This window comes from Halobellus litoreus (assembly GCF_024464595.1).
GTDB classification, from domain to species: Archaea; Halobacteriota; Halobacteria; order Halobacteriales; family Haloferacaceae; genus Haloquadratum; species Haloquadratum litoreum.
The window spans coordinates 130,826-152,042 of the sequence record NZ_JANHAW010000004.1; the positions used below are offsets into that span (position 1 = coordinate 130,826).

Sequence of the window (21,217 nt, forward strand, 5' to 3'; positions counted from 1 at the left end):
GTGCAGACATCTCGAACCGTGTCCTCGGTTACGTCTATGTGCGTGGACGATGTTCGAGTGCGAACGGCAAAACCGATACGTCGATCCCTGGGCCTGGGGAAGGGGTGAGGATGGAGGCGGTATAGCCGACGTTTCTCGTCGTATCTCGGTCTGATGCCTGTGGCACTCCGTGCACGGGTCCGAAGACGAGAAGGTATCACCCCGAGTTGGGGGTCTCTTCCTCTAGCCAGTCGAACTCCAGGCCGCTCGAGACATCTCCACGGCCAACCTGTGCCGTTCGGCCACTCCAGACTCTGGTCGAGCCGTCCATCCATCGCGCGAGTTGGTAGGTTCGCGTCACCGTCGTCCCGGCCCGTGAGACCTCTTCCTCGGGGATGTCGAGGTCCTGTTCGTCGAGGATGCGCCCGTGTGGCGCACTGGCCGACTCCGGGTCGGTAGAGAGCAGTCGACCGAGTTTCAGGTGTATCTCGCCGATTGCACCCGGAGTGGCTGGCTGGGGCAGGAGGGGGAACCAGTACTCGGGAACGGAGCCCATCAACCGATACACCGCCTCACTCTCGCCCGCCTCGACGGGCCCTGCTGTGGGTTCGGTAGGCGGTGCTGTCGCACCTGACCTCGCTTCTTCCCGGCTGAGTGCTTGACCGATGGACCCCTCGACCGTCCGTTCGATCGCCCACCCGACGTTCGCCATCTCGTCGCGTGCGAACTCCACCTCCTCTACGGCCTCCGTTTCGAGCGTGTCTGCGAGCAGGGGTGGGAGGAACAGTCCCGGACCGCTCCCATCCGCCGTCTCGGGGAACGTGTACATGTTCCACAGGGAAGTTCCCTCGCCCCGGTCTTCCTCGAGCAGTGAGTCGATCTCGTGACGCTCTCCGAACGTCGTCGTGACTTCGAGGTTCGTAATCCTGCCGAGTGACCCGACGGTCATCGGGACGGGGGCGACGAACCAGTCGTCACCGGAGACGAGACCGAACTCCTGGATGATCAGCCGCGAGAGGTCCTCTGCGGCCATGTCGATGGCCGGGAGGTTGACGTTTCCGTCTTCGAACTCCCAGTACCGTGGTGCGGGCATCCCGGGATAACTCGCGACGGTCGGAACCATCCGATTCTCGCGGGTTTCCGTGGCCGGTTCACCCTCGGGTTCTGTCGGCTCTGCTTCGCCCTCAGCTTCGGTCTGGAGCGAGCGGTCGTCGTCGACTGAAAACGAGTGCCAGTCGAGGTGTCCCGACTCGTACGAATCTGCTTCGAAGACGGTCTCCGTCGCATCGGCACCTGTCGACACCGCGAACCGGTACTCCATCCGGTCTGGATCCCACGCCGAACTCTCGTCCGGCGCAGGTTCGTCGTACATGTCCCGGTACCAGGTACAGAATCGGGTGACGGCCTCCTCGTATCGCTCTCTATCGAGGTTCTGGATCGCAGCAGGAGTCGGGTGCTCTCTCGTATCGTCCTCGAAGGCCTGCAACAACGCCTCCCCATCCAGCACGCGACCACTGACGACCATCGCGTATCGCTCTTCTTCCTCGTCCAGCTCGGCAGCGTCCCACTCTGCCGCGTCGAGCCGGAACTCCGGGAAGTCTGCAGGTTCGAGTGGCGACCCGTCCTGCCCGGTTACCTCGGCCTGGCGGAGCAATCGGAGGAAGTGTTCGCCAGCTTCGACGGCCTGTCGGATGTCTGTCCGGCTCTCGTTCGTCCGTGGTCGAACGGGTTCACGTTCGACGAGGGGTTCGAGCGGTGGACTCTCGCTCCCGTCGCCGCTACCTCCGTAGGGCTGGGGCTCACCGTCGCCCAGTTGATAGCGGGTCATCGAATCCGATACGAGCGCATAGGAGAGCTCGATCGGGGAGCCTGCATCTTCCCCTTCGAATTCACCGAACTGCCACTGCCGGCCCAGTAACCAGAGTGGATCGTGGACACACGCGTTCCGAGCGGGCAGTTCCTCACTTCTCGCTTCCGGCTCTACTCGGATCCAGTTCGTCAGTGTCATCGTGTCTCACCCGTCCAGCCGCTGACCAGGAATCCCTGTAGCGGGTCGGGCAACGTCTCGGTGAAGTCGATGGAGATGGTGTCTGGCCCGCCCACTATCCCCCCCGAGTTCTCTGCGAAGCACAGTGCGGGAAGGAAGTGTCCGAGTCCGTGGTCGTCCTGCACGTCCGCCTCGCTGAGCGCGTCCGGGTCGACCGTTCTGAGCTTCGCCAGGTCGAGGCTCTCTTCGACTGAGTCTGCCAGCGCCTCCAGACTCCACCCCTCGTCCGATGGCGGTACGGCGAGTAACAGGGATTGCGGAGCCCGACTGCTCGGTCGGTCGAAGTGGAACGAGAGTCCGGTTGTCTCTGATTTCGCCGGGACGGTCTCGACCCACTCGTCGACGAAGAATCCGGCCATAGCACTCCCCGTCTCCACCTCGTCGTAGAGGTGAGCGACGAGCGATAGCCGCCCGCCCCGGCGATCCTCGTCCGCGACGGGCCACGCTTCGGGCAGGCCAACCCACGTATCGGCTGCACGGTGCGGTAACTGTCCGGTCTGCAGGCGGGGATCGTGCGACCGATTCAGGTCGCCCAGCGACTCTCCATACGTGAAGGCCCGTTGGAGTGTCCTGGGCTGGTCTCGGACGCGGGCGACACGCTGAAACCACGTCTCCACGTTCGTCACGTCTCCGTCTTGCAAGGTTTCGTTGTTCGCGGCGGTGAACGTCTCTCGAAGCTCTGGCTTGTTCGGTGGCTCGAACGGCGGGAGGACGACGAACGATTCGCCGAGCAATGCCCCGAGTCGGTCGCGGTGGTGGTCGGCACCCGGGTCACCCTGTGGTGGCGGGCCGATGGACGTCGCCTGATCGAGTCGGTCTGCGATCTCCTCGACGATGGACGTCGCCTGCGAGGCGAGTGTCGTCGCAGCGTCGGAACTCGTCCCCGTCGCAGACTGCGGAATCGAACCGTGGATACCGAAATACGACGCCCGGACGAGTGCGGTTCGAAGCGCCTCGATCCCCTCCGATTCCAGTCTACCGACGTCGACCGTGGTATCGAGTACGGCGTCGAACCCGGACAGCTCCGTCGTCAGACGGTCTATCAGTTCGTCGAGGGATTCCTGGAGCTCCGCCCGTCCACGGGGCGTAGATACCCGTCCAAAGAGCGGATGAGACGTCGCGTCCGCGCCGGGCGGCACCTGTGGCGTATCACTGGCGTAGTCTTCGGAGAGGCTCGATAGCTGCTCCCAGAGGTCGAGGTCGTCAGGGGCTGAACCAAATCCTGGGAGCGTGATAGACGCGTCGAGGATTCGCTCCCAACTCGTCTGCACTCGTGGCTCCGGCGCGAGGACCTCGGTGACAGCCTCTCGAACGACCGCTGCGAATGTTTCCTCGTCGGAGGTGGCATCGAACGCAGAGACCGACGCCAGTCCACTCCGGAGGTCCACGCTCTCGGTGGCAAGCGAGTCAAAGTCCGACGAGAGCGCCGAGACAGTACGCAGGCCCGGTATCCAGTCGTCCTGACGATGTTCGGGTCGGTAGCGCCTCACCACACGTCCTGGTGCGGTGATCCGGGAGGACGCTGCAGCGGTCTCGGTACCGACACCATCGACGAGCGTCGCCGTTACGGTGAACTCGGTCTCGGTGGTGACACCGGTGAAGTCGAACGACGCTTCGAACCGACCGGTCTCTCCGACGGTCGCTTCTTCCTCGTGCTGTACCTCACGACGACGGCCTCCGACCGAGATCGATATCCTGCTCCCCGGCTCGGCAGCCGCCCAGCCCCCGATTCGCTGGTTCTCTGCTGGCCGGACCAGGAGTTCGTCAGCTCCCCTCGACAGGGTGAGTCCGTGCTCGACGACCTCGTGTAACCGGGAGATATCGTACGTGAGTTGCTCTCCCGATAACGACCCGAGCTCCCTCTCGATCGTCTCCAGTGTCTCTCTGGAGAGACGACCGCTCGCTGCGTTCACGCCCTCGTGTAACTCGGTCAGTAGCTCGATCGGTGAACCGTTCCCCGGGGGCGCTTCGAACAGCGGAGCGATCGACTTCAGTCGCTGCTGGACGTCGGCGAGCTGTTGCTGAGCCGTGTCCGCCCGAGATCCCAGTACGGCCGTGAACGTGGTGTCTGCCTCGCGTTCGGGAAGCGCGAGATCCTGGGCATCCGCGGCACGGCCACTGGTTACCAGATCTCGGGCGACGCTCGCGACTTCCAGTACCTCCCCGACGCTGACGTCCTCGACTGGGTCGACCCCCAGTGGTTCGGGGCCTGCACTCCACTCGTCGAGAGGGCCGAACGTGATGGATATCTCACCGTCGGGCGCGACGTCGTCGGGGCCCTCTCGCAGCACGTGGTACACCACTCGTTGTTCGAGTTCCGAGCGTCGAGCGTCCGCGGGTTCTTCTGTGAGATAGAGCAGATCTAGAGGCGAGAGTCCGAGCTCCGACAACCGCACCACGGTCGACGCCCGTGCTGGTTCCGATTCAGTTCCAGAATCGTCGGGAGCAGCGCCGTTGCTGGTCGTAACCTCGTACTCGACCAGACAACAGACACGTGTCGGTGAGCCGAAGAGGTCACCGACGAACGCATTCAGGTTCGGTTCCACTGTGGCTCTGATCTCGGCCTCCGGCGTCGATTCCCACACCGGGTCGTGGTTCGTGGCTCCATCGAAGAGTATCAACATCCGGTGAGTGACACCGATGCCGGTCCGCGGCGTCTCGACGACGTCCAGATCCGGTGGGGCCTCCCCTCTCGAGAGTGCATCCAGCGACCCACCAGCCCGCGAGGGGTTGCCGTTGACCAGCTGATGGAGTCCCTCTGCAGTCATGACGTCCCGGACGGCGTCGATCCGTTCTTCCAGTCCCTCGAACGCCTCGGAGATGGCGTCGAAATCTGGCGTTCCTTCGACAGGGAGGGCCACGGTCTCGGATCCGGGGTTCGTCCCCCACGGAATGGCGTCCTCTCTCCACGACCGATTCAACGCGACGCCGTCTACGACGTCTCGAGTGGCTACGACGTCTTCTGACGCCGTCTGTTCGGTGTCGTCGTCGAGTGGCCCCTTTCCAGCAACTAACGGGGCCACGACTCGGAACGTGGGGATGTACTGGTCCAGGTCGTGCTCGTGTTCGTGCAATCGCCGTTCGAACTGGTAGCCGAGCAACGCTCCGAGTGGCTGTCCCTGCCGAACGCCGTCGACGAGTTCCAGTGCGGTTCGGACCCGGTCGGCAGAGAGATCGACAGAGAGCAGCTCGCCTCGTTCAGTCCCTCTGTGGGTCTGGTACCCACTCCTAAGGACGGCAGCGGTCGTCGCCTGTGGGAGGGATGGTGCGTGGAGGTAGCCAGCAGACGCGGGGTCACCGGATGGCTCCAGGTTCTCGACGACGCCGTACGCCCCGACGTGGATCCCAGCCTCACTCGCCGTCTGGTGCTCCCGGATCGACGAGACCCGTCTCGTCGCGACAGACGTCGCCCACGCGTCGAGGCGATGGCTGGCGAGGTCCAGTGTCTCCGTGAGGAGTTGCTCGAGCGATGCGGTATCGACCTCCTGCAGAGCCGTGATCGCTTCCCGGGTGTCGGCGAACGCATCGTCGATCTCGGGGTAGTCTCTGACCGTGTTCGCGAAGGACGTCGACTCTGGAATATCGAGGTGGTCGGCGAGTTCGTACGGAATGGGCTGGTCGAGTTTGTCCCAAGCACGGGTTCCCGAGTCGGGGACGATCCACTCTGCCTCTGGAATGACGTCCCACACGTCACGACCACGCGGTTCCAGTCGCGACTGGTCTTCGTCCGTATAGTGGAAGTTCCCGAGGCGGGCACGCGCCATCAGATACTCCTGCAGGAGTGCGTAGTATACCAACAAATCGAGCAGGGCGTCCATCCCCGGGTTCGTATCCCCGTCGTCCGTTGAGTCCCAGGTACGGAGGACACCGACGGGATCCTCTAGCACTGACTGCATGACGTCGTACGATCCGTCCCCGACCAGCGACTCGATCGGACCGGCGGCTCGGTTTCTGAACACTAGCTTGGCGATACGGGGTGTGGGTAGCGACCCCGTCCCTCCCGGGTGGCCCGTCGGGAGGTCGCTGGCAACGCCTTCGAGCCAGTCTCGAAGCTCGGACTCTCGAGACTCTTCCTGATAGGCTCGCAAGAGAGCGACGGTGGACTCGTCGAGGTTCTCAAGCAGGTCGGGGTCGATCCCCTCGAGAGTGAAGTATTCGTCGCCGGTCAGGAGCGAGAGGATCCCGTACTCCCCGAAGAGTTCCCGCACACGGTGACGACTGGCTGTCGCCGCCATACTGCTTATGTCGACGAACGTCTCGATGGGGTCGGTCCCCCCGTCTACGGTTGGGACCGATCGCACGCCAGGTTCGAACGCCTCGCGGAGCCGCTGAATCTGTGTTACGAGCGTCTCGTCGATGCTGGGGACGACGAGTCCGTCTCTCTGTCCAAGTCTGCCAGTCGTCTCCGACTCGGTCAGTTCTGGGATCGCCTCGTACTCCGAGAGATTCGTCACCGGCAACACCCCGTAGGGTTGCTCTCCGACTCGGAGTGCAGGAACCGGGCCTCGGGCTCTGACGTACCGGACGAAGTGGCGACGGTACGCTTCGAGATGGCGCAGAAACGTCTCTGCCGCGTCGTCTGACCACCGTGATAAGTGGTCCCTGGAGAGCAACATATGGGGGACGAAGTATCCCCACGTCGCGGACCACAACCCGGCGTTCACGTGTCGTGCATTCGTCTGCTCGGTCTGGCCGCTACCGGCGACCCGTGCGAACACGTGGTCCTCTCCGGGTTGTCCCGTCCCGAGCTGTGCCGGGTCTATCCCGAGCATTCGTGCAGCGATCTCACCGTCGCTCCCGTCACCGGTACTGACGAGCGGTCTCTCACACTCGACGCCGAGGCTGCTCGCCGGGTCTACCGTCGAGTTAAACGTCGATGCCTCCTCCACCGTGTTGTTCGTCGGCGTCCCCTGAGAGAGGACTTCCAGGCCGTCCGTGTAATGGTGTGCATCGAGAAGATCACGGAGGCGAGTGGCCGATGAATCGTCGTCCAGACTGGTCTTGACCCCGACGACGACGAGCCGATCGATCCCGGCATCGAGGTGCTCGGCAGTGAGGGGAATCTCCAGGCCCATCCCGACCGCTTTCGCCGTCTCGAAATCGAACATCCAGTCCATCTCTCCGCCGGTCAGAGCCTCTACCCCGTCGGCAGACCGCTCGCTCCGCTCGCCGTCGGTGTGTGCCGTTGCCCCAATGGTGTCCGGGTCGGGACCAACGCCGAGCGGCTCTCGGATCGGCCTGCTGCGAGCGGTCAGTACCTCCCCATCCGAGTACGCGAACGCCACCCACCGATCCGGCAGTAACCGGGCACGAGGGGGCCGCGTCCAGGCGTCCGGGCGACGTTTGGCATCACGGGCCAGACGCTCGAAGTCTGGCTCGGGGACGTGGCCGGTGTCTTCCCGAGCGAGGATGGCATCTTTCTGTTCGGGGGCGACGACACGCTTGATCCAGGCGGCCCGCTCGTCACCAAATCGCTCCACCAACTGTCCCCAGACCCGTTCTTTGATTGCCTCGAATCGAACGTCGGCCTCGTCCGGGAGTGATTCCAGGTCGACGTACTGGTCGATACTCTCCGGAACGTGTGTCGGACGCAGTTCGGACGTGGCCCTGTCCTCGTTCGCCCACCACCACACCTGCCGCCAGAAATGCAGACCCCACTCTCGCTCGTCCGCCGTCAGCTCACGGTCGTGCGTGTCGATGTGGATGTCGTCGGGGTACGTCCGGACCAGGAGCTTGCCGTCGGTGTCCTCGTCCTCGTCGGCTGTTCGGAACCGGGTCTCGAGTCGAACTGGCATCAGCAGAACCGGCTGGTGGTCGGTCAGTCCTGGCAGCTCGGACGCTGGATCGTCCGGATACTGTCCTGCCCGTCTGGCGTTGAGTGCGTTCAGCCGATCGCGGTGATGGTCTGCGATGGACTCCAGTGCGTCGATGGCCCCGCCCAGCCGCTTCAGAGATCGGTCGACCTGCTCATCGTCTCCGCCACCGTAGCTCTCCTCGAGCCCCTCTAGAGCCGACCGGAGACGGTCTGGGTCGAGTGCGGAGCGCACGTTCTTGTACCGAACCTCGATGCGCCGCTGAATCTGCTCGAAGTCCTCTAGATCCTGGTCTGCCAACCGACGTTCGAGACGTTCCAGGTGCTCGTCGAACCGATCTGTATCACGATCTCCTACTGCCGTGGTCAGCCCATCGAGGACTTCCAGAATCTCCTCTGCGTCGAGTTCGCGAGCCGCGGTACGGAGGATCCGAACGAGTCGAGTTACTCGGGCGACCGCCGTCTCGACCTCTCCTCGCGGCTGTTCTGCCCATACCTCGAACGACTCGGAGAGCTCCTCGAAGAGTTCCTCGAAACTCTCGACTTCGAGGTCGTCGAACGGGTCCGGGATGGACCAGTCTGCTGTATACTCCCAGGTCTCGACGAGTGACTGGAACTCGTCGGTCAGTGCGTGAAATTCCTCTTCGTTCCCGACACCGCGACTCGAGTCGTCGATCTCTGCGTTCAGTTCGGACAGGAGTGCTGTTGCCTGTCTCGTATCTGTCTCTGCTGTCTCGAGAGCGGTTCGGGCCTGTGCAACCTCCGTCTGTAGTGAGTCGTCTCCGTTCATGCGATCTCTCCGCCGCTGGTGATTGGTCGTCGGTCCGACGCTGGCGTACCGGCCAGACCGGTGCTGAACATCTCACTGACCACCCGCCGGATTCGTCGGGAGCATATCGTCTGCGTGGACTGCCTTGCGGAAGGGACGCTGCCAGGTGACCGAGGCCATATGCGCCGAATTCTTCCCCCACACGACGTCGCCTATCTTCTTCCCGACGAGGTCACTGGAACCGGCTCCCTGTCCCCCTGCCAGGCTCGCGAGCTCGACGTACGATGCCGCCCCCTCTGGACTCAGGTGCCCCCAATCGAGATCGTCCCAGGTCTTGAGTGAGGAGCACTCGCCACTCGGGCTCTCTCCTGGTTCGTCGAGGCCAAAGCGGGGGTCTCCGGGTGGCTCTTCGAGTACGAAGAACCAGCCGAGGTCGTCCGCTTCGGTAGTGGTGCCGAACGCCTCGTCCGGCGTCAGATCGAACCCGAGGAAGGTGATGTCTGGCTCGAGGGTCCCGCGGAAGACGGGGTACTTCGTCGACCCTGTTTGGTCACTGGGGTCGGTCGCGCTGGGGTCCGGGAGGTCGGGGATCCGGGGGATCGGTTCCCCCTCGGCATACGGGCCCTCCCCCTCTGGGATCGCTTCGGCGGCGTAGATCGTGGTATTCGGGAAGCGCTCGAGGAGCTCACCCCGGATCAGCAGGACGATACTCGGTTCGACTGCCGTCCCGTCCTCGGACGGTTGGTCGCCCAGCGCGACGTCGTCTCTCCACGTGTGGACGGGGTTGATATCGTCGAGTTCGTCGGCAGTCGGCTCCGGAACGGTCCCCCGACGGTCCCAGAAACGCCGAAAGTAGGTCCACCGAAGGTCGGTCGGATACTCGTGCCAGCGGAGTTCACGACCCATCTCGTGGCTGAGCCCGACCATGTAGGCCTCCACGAACGCAGGATTGGTTTCGAGGACGCCCACCGAATCCATCGGGATCTCACCAACGCTGGGCAAGAGATACTCCTCGGAGAGGTCCCGCAAGGGCTCGTACATCGGTTGTGTGAACTCTGGGGACTCGATGATCTGCTCGAGTGCATCCGCTCGTGAGGTGAGGTCCACACCCCCGAGACGTCCCGATATCCGTCTCGGGATGGTCGAACGGGGATCGATAGCTGCCGTGATCCCGCCGCTCACGGCGCCGATATCGAGCGGCGGGTCCGGTTCGGTGGGCGGTGGGCCGCAGACACCCGGACCGAGCTGTTCGGCCACGTGGTCGACCGGGTACTCTGCGAGCCTGCCCTCGAGCCTCTCGAGAATGGCTGCAAACTCGTCACACTCCTCACCGAGGTCGTCGAGCGCGGGGCCGATCGCATCGAGCCACTTCTCCCGCGAGGCAGTACTTCGGATCCTGCTGATGAGGTACCGAACCCGCTCCAGGACCTGCCGTAGTTCTCGGAGGGTGGTGCGCACGCTGTCGACGTCACCATCCCTGATGTCCTCGTTCAGTTCCGCAAGCACTCGATCGGCATCGAGCACGTCGGTGACCGTCTCTCCCTCGCCACACACGTCACGACAGAGCTCGTCGATGCGATCGACGTGTCGAGTTACGTCTTCGTACGACTCCGCTTCCCGGCACTGTTCGAGCGCATCTCTCACAGCCAAGAGTGAATCGCGGGCACCGAGGCAGTGGTGTGCGAGCAGTGCTGCCCCGAACCTGACGATCAGGAGGTGGAAGCGTGATTCGAGCTGGTCGCAGTCTTCTCGAAGCGTTTCACGGAGCACCTCGGTGTCGTCTTCTTCACCAGCCGCCGTCACTAGCTCCTCCGTGAGCTCGAGTGCGACCGCTACGTGATCCTGTAGCTCGACGATCACCCGTACGATCTCGGGGAGCGACTCGTCACCGATGGCGGTTCTGAGGTCGCCCAGCAGCGAATCCTCCCACCCCTCTCGTTCGTTCCCACAGATCGCCTCACACTCCGATCGGAGATCGTCGACGAGCTGCTGGAGCCTGCCGCCACCTCTGGATGGCCGAGCGCCGCTCGACGGAAGCGCACGAACGACCTCCTGACACCGTTCGACTAACTCCTGGAGCAACTGACCATCGTCCCAGTACTCGTCGCGGGTGAGACTCCACTCCCGGCGCCGTTCCTCGACCGACGCCACGCGGGCTCGCGCGTTCGCACAGAGCATGCTGGCGAGGGAGTCGTCGTCGACCGTGAGGTCGAGCGTCGCCATCCCCGAGGGAGGCGACTCAGTTCCGAGCGTCAGTGAGCCGTCGTTGAGCCCTCGTATGGCATCGGGAACGCTAAGCGTCGCATCTGCGGTCTCGAATCGGCGGGCGATCGATCCGCCAGTCCGGGTCAGGCGCCGGAACGACGGTGAAAGAACCGCCCGAGGGAGTCGACTCTCGTCGATTCGGTGGCGGGCTGTCGCCGCCGTCGACTGGTCGTCCTCCCAGTTGACTCGTGCATGCAAGCTTGCGGTGAGTTGCAGCAAGGAGGGTGCGTCGAGGTCGGCGAGGTCGTCGTGGATCCCTCGGCTGGGTTCACGCCCAAACTGGCCGAACCGGAGGATCTGATTTGCCTGCCGAAGCGACCCGACCTGCTCCCAGGCCGAGGCCAGGAGATGCTCCTGCTGGTCTCGGACCACCCGTGTCCCGAACCCGGCGGGAAGACGGAATCTGGGATCGAGGTTTAGCTCTCGGAGCCACACTGGCTGCCCACCCGAATCGGGGACGAGCGGCTCTGCGACAGGCCACTGTCCGTACAATGGGGGACCGAGCGTCGGTGTGTCTCCTTCCGGGCCCTGGAGTTCGATCGGATCCGAAAGTGCGCTCGCCCGATTTAGGATGTCGCGGAGAGTGCGCTGCTTGTCTGGATCGTAGCTTCGGGGTGGCGCTGGCTGTCCATCTGGGCTGGCACTTCCTGAGGAGGGTTCGACGGACCGTAGCGCACCTTCCAGATCGACGGTCTCTTCTCCTGCCGATTCCAGTGCGGTCGGCCCGGGATCGCTCGCATCAACCGCCCGGATTCCAAGCCCCGAGTGTTGTTCCGGAGTGAGGCGACGAACGAGCGACTCGAAATCACCGGCGGGCCCCGTGGAGAACTCCCAGTGGTAGTACACCGGCAGTCGGATCTGCCCAGTCGACTCGCCGTCGTCCCACGCGGGATCGACGATGCGGTCGTCGCCGGGATAGGGGTCCTTCCCGAGGCCAGCACGGACTCCTGGTTCGAACGTCGGGACGACACACGCGTGGTACGATTCGTTCTCCTGGAGCCGTCTCGGTGAGAGCAGCCGGGAGAGCGTCACGTTCGACTGGCCACGAAATGTCGACCGGATCGCGGCAGAGTCGGACGTCTGGATGTTGCCGACGAGCTGCGTATGCGCCCACGCCCAGCACTCCGAGAGGTCGGGTAATTCCGCGCCGGGGTCGGCTGGTCCACCGATTTCCAGCACCGGGAGGGGGTTCGACCGATTCCCGCCCTGCCCACCGTGTTGCAGGGTGACGCCATCCTGATCCCGGACGGTCACGAGGCACAGCCACGGTCGGAGTCGGCCGTCACTTGCTGTCGCCTTCGCCGGCGTAAACAACCAGGGTATGTCGGGTCTGTCGAACTCGACCGCGGGGAAGTAGTTCGGCGGAAAGTTCGCGGTCCCCGACTCTGGTTCTGTCCGGACGACCTGCCGGTGGTCGATCCCCGTCACTTCACCCGGACCGTACACGTCGAGTTGCTTCGTGACCGTCTCTTCTGCCTTCGGCCCACCCGTCTCGGCTGGTGGACTCCCCGTTACGGTCGTCTCGAGAGCGAGCTTTCCATGGGTGAGTGGTCCGCTCCCCGGATCCTCGTTCGTGGGGATGTAGCCCCCCCGGACGAACGGGAAGAAGTGGTACTGCGTCTGTCTGGGGTTGTTGCTCATTCAGCTAATCCCTCCATCACTCGCTTCGTGCATCGCGACGACCTGAAGGTCGCCAGACTTCTCTGGATGCTCGTCTACGTGTCGGCTCAACGCCTGCTCGGCCTCGGTCCGCGTCGCACCATCGATGACGACGCCTTCCCGAGACAGGTCGGCAGAACTAGCGACGACGTACCCAGTCTCTTCCACGTCGATGCGCTGGTCCGGGCCGTCGTACTTCGCCTGCCCTGTAGTGCGTGTCTCTGCCTGGGCGACCGCACTCGAATTCGCCAGCGCGTTGGCGACATCGAGCGGCAGGCCGAGTGGGTCATCGAAGGGTTTGGCGTACACGTCGAGCGACGCATCGTCGACGTCGGTCTCGTACTCGAGCGTCGTGGTCGTGATGAGCGACGGGTCGGATTCGCCGCCGTACGCCAGGAGGTCGTTCCCGATTCGTCTGCCTGCAGGGAGTCGCTCGAATCCAGGGCGGGAGAGCTTCTCGTCGTCCGTCAGGTCGAAGTACTGGGCCGGTGCGAACTGCTCTCGAATCGCCTCCCCTGCCGGGGGTCGTGGCTGCTCTGCCGTCCCTGGCTGTGTCTGTGAGCTCCCCTCGATGGAGACGTCCGTGATCCCGAACGTATCGTATCTGAGCGGGGCTGCGCTACCGTATCTGTCGATCGCGATGTCGAGGGGGACGACTCGCTGGCGAACACTGAGCGTGCCGAGGGGGTGTGCGAGGACCTCTCCGTCGGTGGCGTCCACGTCACGGAGCGAGACGACAGTCCGGTTGTCTTCGGGGAGCTGGGCTGCCCAGTTCCCGTCTCGCTCGATTGCCGCCTGCAGTTCACCGAGGACGTCCGGCGGTGGAAGCGTGGACGGGTCGGCTCGCTCGCCGAACTTTTTCTCGACGCTGACCGAGAACGAGAAGAACAGTATCTTGAACTTCGCTCGGCCTTTGACGTGCCACGGCGCTGGCCCCGAGAACATCCCCTCGAACGAGATGGACATCAGCGTCGAGCCGCCGACTTTGAGGGCGACCCCTGCAGCCACGTCGACCACGAATTTGAACGGATCGAACTGGAAGAGGGCGTCGAAGCCGAGGTATCCACTGATGCTGAACTTCCCGGCTGCCGCGTAGAGGTCGACTCGAGCCCCGAACTGCACCGTATTCGAGGTGACCGCGAAGTAGCCAGCGAGTCGTAATCGCGGGTTGTTCCCCGGACAGAGGTTGAGCGAGAGTCGCCGGAGGTCGGGGAACTCTGGCGGTGGGGTGAATCGCGGATTGAATCCACCGACCGACAACCCGAACCCCGGATTATCCCCCCAGCTCGAACGTAACGCCATATCTCCGGTGATGACGAGCGTGACGATCCGGGAATCGGAGAGGCTGGCGTCCACGGAGGCCGTCCCCTCACCGAAGTCGACGACTCCGAGGGCGTCCATATTGAGTTCGATGAGTGCGCCTTCTTCGGCGGGCAGCACGGCGCTGATTCTGCCGAGGATAGCCAGCCGGATCGGTGCCGGGAGCTCCAGGAGGATGCCGACGTCGGCGGTGACGATGGGTGGGGTCCCCCACGCGAATCGCGCCATCGGCCCGATCACGTGTCGGTCGTTCATCGGTGGGAAGATGCTACGGAGGTCGCTGATGAGCTGTGGTGCGTTCCGAACGGGATCTTCCGGGAAGAGGACGGACTTCATCGATCCCTTCTTGAGCCCGGATCGCAGGACGTCGAACTGGGTCGTCCGGTTGACGCCGAGCAGTCCACCGAGTGCGTTGAGCGTGACGCCCATCCCGAGTTGGATCGGGGGGAACTCACCGGAGATGATGATCAGCAGCGAGAACCCATCCTCGCCGCCTGGGAGTCGGGTCGTAAGCAGGCCGACCGCGTTGACGACGATGTCCCCGAACGCGAGCTTCAGCGTTCCCTCGTATCGCTCGTTTTCGGCGTCGAACGAGAGATAGCCCTCACCGGTCACCGCGCTTGCGTCTATCGAGATACCGAATCCTTTCGGTGGGCTGAACCCTACGTCCGCATCGACCGGACCGAACGTTCCGTCGCGCCCCGCAGGGAAGTCGATCTCGGCCTCGATTCCGATACGTTCGACGACACCCGAGATGGGTCCGAGCGTGACACCGATCGAGGCGGTTCCCTCCATCACGACGCCCCGGTCGGCGACGGAGAGGCCGAGGAAGATCTCGGAGAGCGTCACCGGACCGAGCGACCGATGCTGGGGGAGCGAGACGGAGAGCGAACCGCCACCTTGGAAGAAGAGGCCGGAGTCCGAGGACCACCCCACGGAGGTGTCGATGTCGGTTTCGATACCACTGGCGGGGAGGATCGACCGCAGGAAGCCGTCCGCCTCGGCGGGTATGACGGCCAGGCGCGTTCCGACGGGGAGTTCGACGAGGAAGGAGGCGTCGTCGCCAGAGTACTCGACGGCAGCACGGGCCGATACAGAGGTCAGCGAGAGGTTACTGGCACTCTCGTCGCCGAGTAACACGGTCGGGTCGCCGTCCACCGTGCTTCGTTCGAGTTCGACCGACCCCCGGAGTTCCGTCGGCGTGCTGGTACTGCCGGGTGTGAGGAGCGTCGCACCGCCGGGACGAACGACGAGAGCGCAGTCCGTGGCTCCCGCGGCGGAGAGGTCGATGGAGAACGTCCAGTCGTCGTCGAGACGCACCGTCTCGTCCAGTCGTCCGTCCGCGGAACCGGCTCCCGTCAGTGACTGGAGACCGTACGGAGCGATGGCGATCCCGGGGGGCCGACCGAGCGGCGACGACGGCGCCGTGACTAAGAACAGCCCCGCTTCTCTTTCGCCTTCAGCCGTGTCGAGGTAGACGATCGGGATCCGAAGCCGTTCCGTGACGAGATCCCCGTCCCCTGGGGCGATACTCCGCCACCGCTCGGTCGGTGGTTGCGGCTCGAGACTTGCTGGGATTTTCAATCCAAGGAGGATACCTCGTAGGTGTGAGAGCAGCTGAAGGCCGTCGAACGCCTCACTCCCCCATCGGTATCGCCGACGCACGTACTGATTCGGTGATGTCAGCGAATCCACCAGACGTCCGAAGTCGAGCGCTTCGGGATACCCCCGTTCGTCCTCCGATACAGCGCCGACGATCTGGATCAGATCGAAGAGTTGCGGATGTTCTTCGGAGACGTACCTGACGAGAAGGTAGTCGAAGAGGGGTTCGACGACGTCCGGGTCGTCGACGTACGCTTCGAATTGCAGGTCGTCCAGCCGATGAACTGCGTCGACCAGCGTCTTCGAGAGAGAGACGATCCGGGATAGGTCCTCGACGTCCGGTGGCTCGTCACCAGTCAACAGCGACTCTAGCGTCTGATACGCGTCGGAGACATCGTTCGCGATGGATTCGAGATTACTCTTGTCTGCTAGAACGTACTCCAGGTCGACTCCCGCCTCCGTCGCGAGGAAGACGAGTCCGTCCGGTCCATCCTCCGCTGCGGTTCCGAGTGGTTCGACGAACTTCCTGAACTCTGCCGCGATCCCGACTTTCGTGTGCTGGGGTGCCATCGAAGACTCTCCTCAGAGGTCCTCGTCTATCTTCGCTCGTCCCCGGACGACGAACGGACTTCGGTGCGTTTCGCTCTCGATCGCCCCGCCAGCCACGTCCGGGAACAGATCGGGCTGGAGGAGTTCCACCTCTACCCATCCCTGTTGGCCAGGCGCAGTCAGTTCCTGTCGCGAGACGCCGAACACGTCTTCGCAATCTGCGCTCTCGAGTGTTCCCCAGAACGACGTGACTTCCTGTTCATCCCTCCCCTTACTGCCCGGACATTTGAACTGGAACTCGAACTCGGCACCGTTCTCGGCTTTGCCGGAGATCTTCGGATACACCGTCTTGAATTCGTTCCAACTCTTGGATAGATCTGGCACCCGGAATCTGTGTGTCACCGGAGCGAGTCCCGATACCTTCGTGTTGCCCTTGGCTTTCTGTAGAAGGTGCCGGAGAGGGAAGATACTCCAGTACTGGCTGAGCCCGGGCAAGAACTTCTCGACGGGGACTGTCACCCACGGTCGGACGTTTATCTGTGTGTGCGAGCGGGTGGATTTCAACTCGCTCACCTCCAGCTTCGTCTTGAACTCCCCACTCTCGTACTTCAGGTCGGGCTCGTCGAGTTTGAACCCCCGCTGCATCGAGAACCACGCGGACAACTGCCGGGGGAAGTTCGGTCTCCAGAGTCGGAGGTCCTTCTTCGGATCGCGGAACTCTCCCCACTTGAATGCCATCTCGCTCGGATCCTCGTACTTGGCGGCTGTCTTCAGGAGGGCATCCACAGAGCCACCCTGCAACGCTTCGATGGGGTCGAACCACTCCGTCCCGAAATAGGAGTTCTGTAACCAGCGCTCGATGGGGGAATCGGCGCTGAAGATGATCAAGAGGGTTCCGACGGCAAGAACGAGGAGCCCTACTGGACCCAGAACTGACGTGTACGCGACAGTCGATAGCAACAGGAGGCCCTGACCGCCGGCAGCGAGGAAGGCACCGGTCGCGACCGACTTATCTCCGTATCGCAAGGCTGACTGAGCGCGTTTCAGATCGAGGCACATATCCACCACTGAGAAGACTGCGAGCGTCTTCCCGAGGAAGGACCGGAAGGTCTTCCGCAGTCTCTTGAGGTTGTGTTTTGCGTCCTTGGCGACGATATCTGCGAGCCGATCGTACAGCCGCAGCCCGTCGTCGATGACCTCGGCGAAGATCTTGGTGAACTCGAATACGTTCTGGAGCGTGGGATCGCCCAGCACCTTGTCGAACTGTAATATCGCTCGCGGAATCCGGATCGCTGCGGCGATGACTGTGTTTGCGATGACCGCGTTTCTCCCGGTCATCAGCCGCTCGGCGTCGGGTTTGGTACTCTTCCCTATCTTGGACTCCTCGTCCTTGACGATCTCCTCCCCGATCGCGACCATCTGGTCCTCGAAGCTCTGTGCGAGTTTGCTCGCCTCCCCCGCCCCCGAGGTCTGCTGAAGCTTCGTCGGGTCGACGAACTTCGAGATCAGTGTCCGCCAGAACTGGTTCGCTTTCTTCACCTCCTCCGTGGTGTGTTTGGTTCGGAGGAACTGGACGATACCCGGGAACATATTCATCGCGAACGTCGACAGCTTCTCGTACTCGGAGAGGTGTTGCCTGAACTCCGATACCTGCTCGTCGAGTGATTTCGAGGGGTCGATCTGGTGTCCGGGGAACTGTTCCAGAAGGACATTCGGCGGAAACACCGGGGTCTCATCGCTGAACTGGCGTCGAATGAAGTCGAGTCCCACCTTGGTTCCGGACAGACCTTCGATCAACTCCGCCGCTTTCTGTTCCATCCCGGGAGGAAGCGTGGTCGACTGCTGGGGGGACTTCGTTCGCCAGAACGCCTGCCTGAACGACGGACTTTCGAGGTGGGTGACCAGCCTGTCGGTGCTCCGTTCGAGTTTCTCTCTCCGTCGTTCTACGACGGAGGAGTATCTCTTGTACCTGGGGTCGAGAACGTCTTTCAGGTCCTGATGACTCGGGAGATCGTCGTCCTTTCCCCACTCCTCGTTCTGACTGGTCTCCCGGAGGTTGTCGATCCAGGACCACAGGGTGAGCTTTCCCTTCGGTTTGGACGTGACCCTTCGCCAATCGACGAGTGCGTTCTCGAAGCTCTTGTGGAGCACCAGAGCCTCGCCCACCGGCCCGTACGTGCCTGCTACTTTCCCCGCCATTTTCTCGTGGACTGTGTGTCCTCTGGCAATCTACTACCTCTCGAGGTGGTCTGACGATTCTGTGACTGGAGCGTCATCATGTCCGTGATAGATACACTCGGAGCACGCTCGCGAAGTGTGGTGTGTTATCAATCATATGGCCGACCATATAATGGCATATTATCGACATCGCTAAAAGGATTTTTCACCCCCTGGGAGAATATCTCGAAGATGAGTGTATAGCGAGGCACTACGTCGGTGAGACACCGGGTTTCAGTCAACTGGTGATATTTATGCGACTTTACTGATAGCCCCCCCGGAGTTAATATACTGATGGCTAAGTTTGAACTCGTATGACGGAGCAACCTCTCACCGATCCTCCCGGCGCTCTAACCCAGGATAGCCTACCGATCGCGGGGGTTGGAGGCTCGTATTGCTCGTTCGGGGCCTCTACACGGTCGGTCTGGGCGCCGGATTGTTCATCAACGTGCTCACCGACACCTTGCTGTCCGTCGAGACTCTTCTCCTCCTCTTCGGGTTGCTCACCCTGGTCGATGGTGGACTGCTCCTACTCACTGCGGTCGACATCACCGAACGGCGTATCGATAGCTGGTGGCTCACCACGAGCGACCTGTTCGGCCTCGGGAGAGGGCTGATACTGCTGGGTCTCGCGTATCGGGGCACGGGAGGGATTGGCATCCTGACCATACTGCTCGCCGTATGGACACTCTCGGCAGGAACCTGCTCGTACGTCGCTGGATACGTACTGGTAGTGTTTACTGTAACTGTTTACCGGCGCTCCGCCGACCCGTCTTGGCGGAGCGCCGGTAATGACTTACAGTAAACACTATGAGACATCAGGTCGGTCTGGCCTGGCCGTGAGTGGTGCAGTTACGACCGCGTTCGGCCTCATCACGGGCGGGTTCTGGCTCGAACGTGTGGCCGTCGACACTCTGGCAATATCTGGGGCGACGTATCTGCTGACTGTTGGGGCCGTCTATCTGACTCTGAGTCTCCAGACCCACACCGTCCAGCCACCTGATTCGGGGAAGATTACTGGTCTCGCTAGCCACCTCGACGTCGCGATCGAGACGTACGGGGTAGACCTTTCGACGTACAGGAATCAGTTAGGGGGATCTCGCACGGCCCCTCACGTCGAGAAAGCGACCCGAGCGATTGAGGAGGCAAATCAGATGCTCGGCAAGGCGAGTCAGCGTCTGGAACAGGGGGACCTGATCGCCTGCCTCGAGTACTTCACCGTACCGATGTGCGGAGGCAATATGGCCACCGAGGTTGCTGACCGCTTCGAACGTGGCATCACAGTAGTCGCATTCGTACATCTTTGTGTCACTCGCCGGTCTGCTTGCGCTGGCACCCATCGCGGCGCCAGAAAAACTGTTCTCAAGGTCGTGGCTGCGCGCACAGCGACCACCGGGACGAGCACGGAGCGGAGGGTGGGGCGGCGGGGTCTGGGTCGGTCCGGCACGTAGCAAAAAAGAGAGCCGCGATGACCGGCTACTCCCACCACCGACCGCGCTCGGGGAAATGCAGGGTCGACCACCCAGTGACGGCCAGTGAGACGCGTCCTTCGTACCAATTTCTCGCCGCTCCGTGAATACGCACCTGTTCGCCTTCTTCGATCCACGGGGCATTCGATTTCTCCCAGATCGTCACCTTGGTTTTCCCGCTCTCGTCCGCGATGAGGCCAACTTGAGCGATGGCTGGTGAGTCACTATCCCAGAGCACCTCGATTTGACCTTCAACACTCATCTCTTTGCGATTGACGTCCTCGAGCATCCCGATGGGAACTACCTGTCCCGGCGCGGTCTGCAACTCCTCAAACACCCCGACGACCGCACCCATCAGGTCTTTTCCACCGACGACGGCTTCACCCAGCCGCCGACCAATCGCTGCTCGTGACCAGCCATCCAGCTTCTTCGCCAGCCGCATCGACTGCTTGTTCACTGCCGCCAACTGCTCCTGCGTGAGTTCTGCACGGGGATCACCTCGTTCCGGGTCAGCCATCGGATTCACGCTCGCCGCCCGCTTCTGGAACTCTGCACGCCGCTCAGCGCTCCTCCTCGCCGCGATGTCTCGTGTCCGCTTCTCCCGACCTTCCTGCGTCCCCAGCTCTGCCTGGGCACTGATGCGCTCCAGTTCGGCTTCCCGCGCCCGAATGCGCTCTTCCTGTTCAAGGGTCGCACCGTAAATCCGCTCTTCGCTGGTGTCGACCATCCCGTCCGGGTGGTTTGCATCGACCTTTGCCTGTACCTCCATCTGCACCGTCGCCTGGAACTCCGGGGTCTCATCGACGACCTCGAAGCCCTCTTCATCGACCGCCGCTTCGTCCGCTTTTTCGAATGCCTGTTCATCGACCGAAACTACTTGACTGGTAACGTTCTTACTTGACATTGGATCTCACTGATCCGAAGGCGCTCAGCGCCCGACACCGCGATGCTCCTACATCGCGGCTCTTCGACGACAACGCCCGACAGAACCATCTGCGCGCTCTCGCTCGCGCCTTCGTGAGCGCCCCTTGGGGCGCGAGCGAGAGCGCGCCAAAGGAAGGTCACCAAACCAGCACCGCGCGCCGTCTCACCGAGCGAAGCGAGGTGAGGCTTGGAAGACGAACGAAGTGAGTCTTCCAGCGACCCGCACGGAGCGAGCGGCCAGCTTTAAGCCGTTTCTCGTGTCCGGCCCGGACTGCGGGTCCGTGTCCAGGGCGACGGTCGTGAGCACGGCGAGCCGTGGGGTGGCTCGCCGTGCGGAACGGCCCAAAGCGCTGGAACGCGAAAGCCCGCGAGGGGCGCAACCGAAAACGCGCTTAATGCTGGCGTCGAGACCAGATTCACTTTAGCCCGGAATGGGCGCGGGCGGTGCGGAGAGCGCCCACACGCCCGGAATGGTCGGTCGCGAGCGATGCGGAGGGCGGAATGCGGCGAGCGGGGCGGGCCGGAGAGAAACACCAAAATAGGAGGTGTCAGTGCGCCTGCTTACCGAACATCGATCTTGTGCTGAAATTCCTGTAATTTGAGAG

The 21,217-nt window shown here is 62.9% G+C and carries 8 protein-coding genes; 1 reads left to right on the forward strand and 7 read right to left on the reverse strand.

The window, feature by feature from the left end:
• Positions 1 to 196: 196 nt before the first annotated feature.
• The 5 genes from NO360_RS17475 to NO360_RS17495 form a co-directional block, all read right to left on the reverse strand.
• The gene (locus NO360_RS17475) at positions 197 to 1,987 is read right to left on the reverse strand and encodes a hypothetical protein (protein ID WP_256309132.1); all 1,791 of its coding nucleotides are present in this window, start codon (positions 1,985 to 1,987) and stop codon (positions 197 to 199) included.
• Positions 1,984 to 8,628, reverse strand: a complete 6,645-nt coding sequence (locus tag NO360_RS17480; RefSeq protein WP_256309133.1) for a hypothetical protein — start codon at positions 8,626 to 8,628, stop codon at positions 1,984 to 1,986. Before NO360_RS17480 ends, NO360_RS17475 begins: the two co-directional genes overlap by 4 nt.
• Positions 8,629 to 8,700: 72 nt before the next feature.
• Positions 8,701 to 12,513, reverse strand: coding sequence for a hypothetical protein (locus NO360_RS17485; RefSeq protein WP_256309134.1), 3,813 nt, complete (start codon positions 12,511 to 12,513; stop codon positions 8,701 to 8,703).
• Positions 12,514 to 16,023: a DUF6603 domain-containing protein gene (locus NO360_RS17490; protein ID WP_256309135.1), complete on the reverse strand. Its 3,510-nt coding sequence runs from the start codon at positions 16,021 to 16,023 to the stop codon at positions 12,514 to 12,516.
• A gap of 12 nt (positions 16,024 to 16,035) precedes the next feature.
• Complete coding sequence (locus tag NO360_RS17495) at positions 16,036 to 18,201, reverse strand: hypothetical protein (RefSeq protein WP_256309136.1); 2,166 nt, start codon at positions 18,199 to 18,201, stop codon at positions 16,036 to 16,038.
• A 412-nt stretch (positions 18,202 to 18,613) separates the two neighbouring features.
• Here NO360_RS17495 and NO360_RS17500 point away from each other — a divergent pair, with 412 nt between their 5' ends.
• A complete protein-coding gene (locus NO360_RS17500) occupies positions 18,614 to 19,024 on the forward strand; it encodes a hypothetical protein (RefSeq protein ID WP_256309137.1) in 411 nt (136 codons plus the stop codon).
• Positions 19,025 to 19,307: 283 nt separating this feature from the next.
• On the opposite strand, the gene NO360_RS17505 is transcribed toward NO360_RS17500, so the two are convergent.
• The gene (locus NO360_RS17505; protein WP_345780221.1) at positions 19,308 to 19,559 is read right to left on the reverse strand and encodes a C2H2-type zinc finger protein; all 252 of its coding nucleotides are present in this window, start codon (positions 19,557 to 19,559) and stop codon (positions 19,308 to 19,310) included.
• Positions 19,560 to 19,695: 136 nt separating this feature from the next.
• The gene (locus tag NO360_RS17510; RefSeq protein ID WP_256309139.1) at positions 19,696 to 20,592 is read right to left on the reverse strand and encodes an SOSS complex subunit B family protein; all 897 of its coding nucleotides are present in this window, start codon (positions 20,590 to 20,592) and stop codon (positions 19,696 to 19,698) included.
• Between the last annotated feature and the right edge of the window lie 625 nt (positions 20,593 to 21,217).

Coding starts and splice junctions, on each gene's coding strand:
- NO360_RS17475 (WP_256309132.1), bottom strand. CDS start 1,987: ATGACACTGACGAACTGGATCCGAGTAGAGCCGGAAGCGAGAAGTGAG.
- NO360_RS17485 (WP_256309134.1), bottom strand. CDS start 12,513: ATGAGCAACAACCCCAGACAGACGCAGTACCACTTCTTCCCGTTCGTC.
- NO360_RS17480 (WP_256309133.1), bottom strand. CDS start 8,628: ATGAACGGAGACGACTCACTACAGACGGAGGTTGCACAGGCCCGAACC.
- NO360_RS17510 (WP_256309139.1), bottom strand. CDS start 20,592: ATGTCAAGTAAGAACGTTACCAGTCAAGTAGTTTCGGTCGATGAACAG.
- NO360_RS17495 (WP_256309136.1), bottom strand. CDS start 18,201: ATGGCGGGGAAAGTAGCAGGCACGTACGGGCCGGTGGGCGAGGCTCTG.
- NO360_RS17505 (WP_345780221.1), bottom strand. CDS start 19,559: ATGGGTGCCAGCGCAAGCAGACCGGCGAGTGACACAAAGATGTACGAA.
- NO360_RS17490 (WP_256309135.1), bottom strand. CDS start 16,023: ATGGCACCCCAGCACACGAAAGTCGGGATCGCGGCAGAGTTCAGGAAG.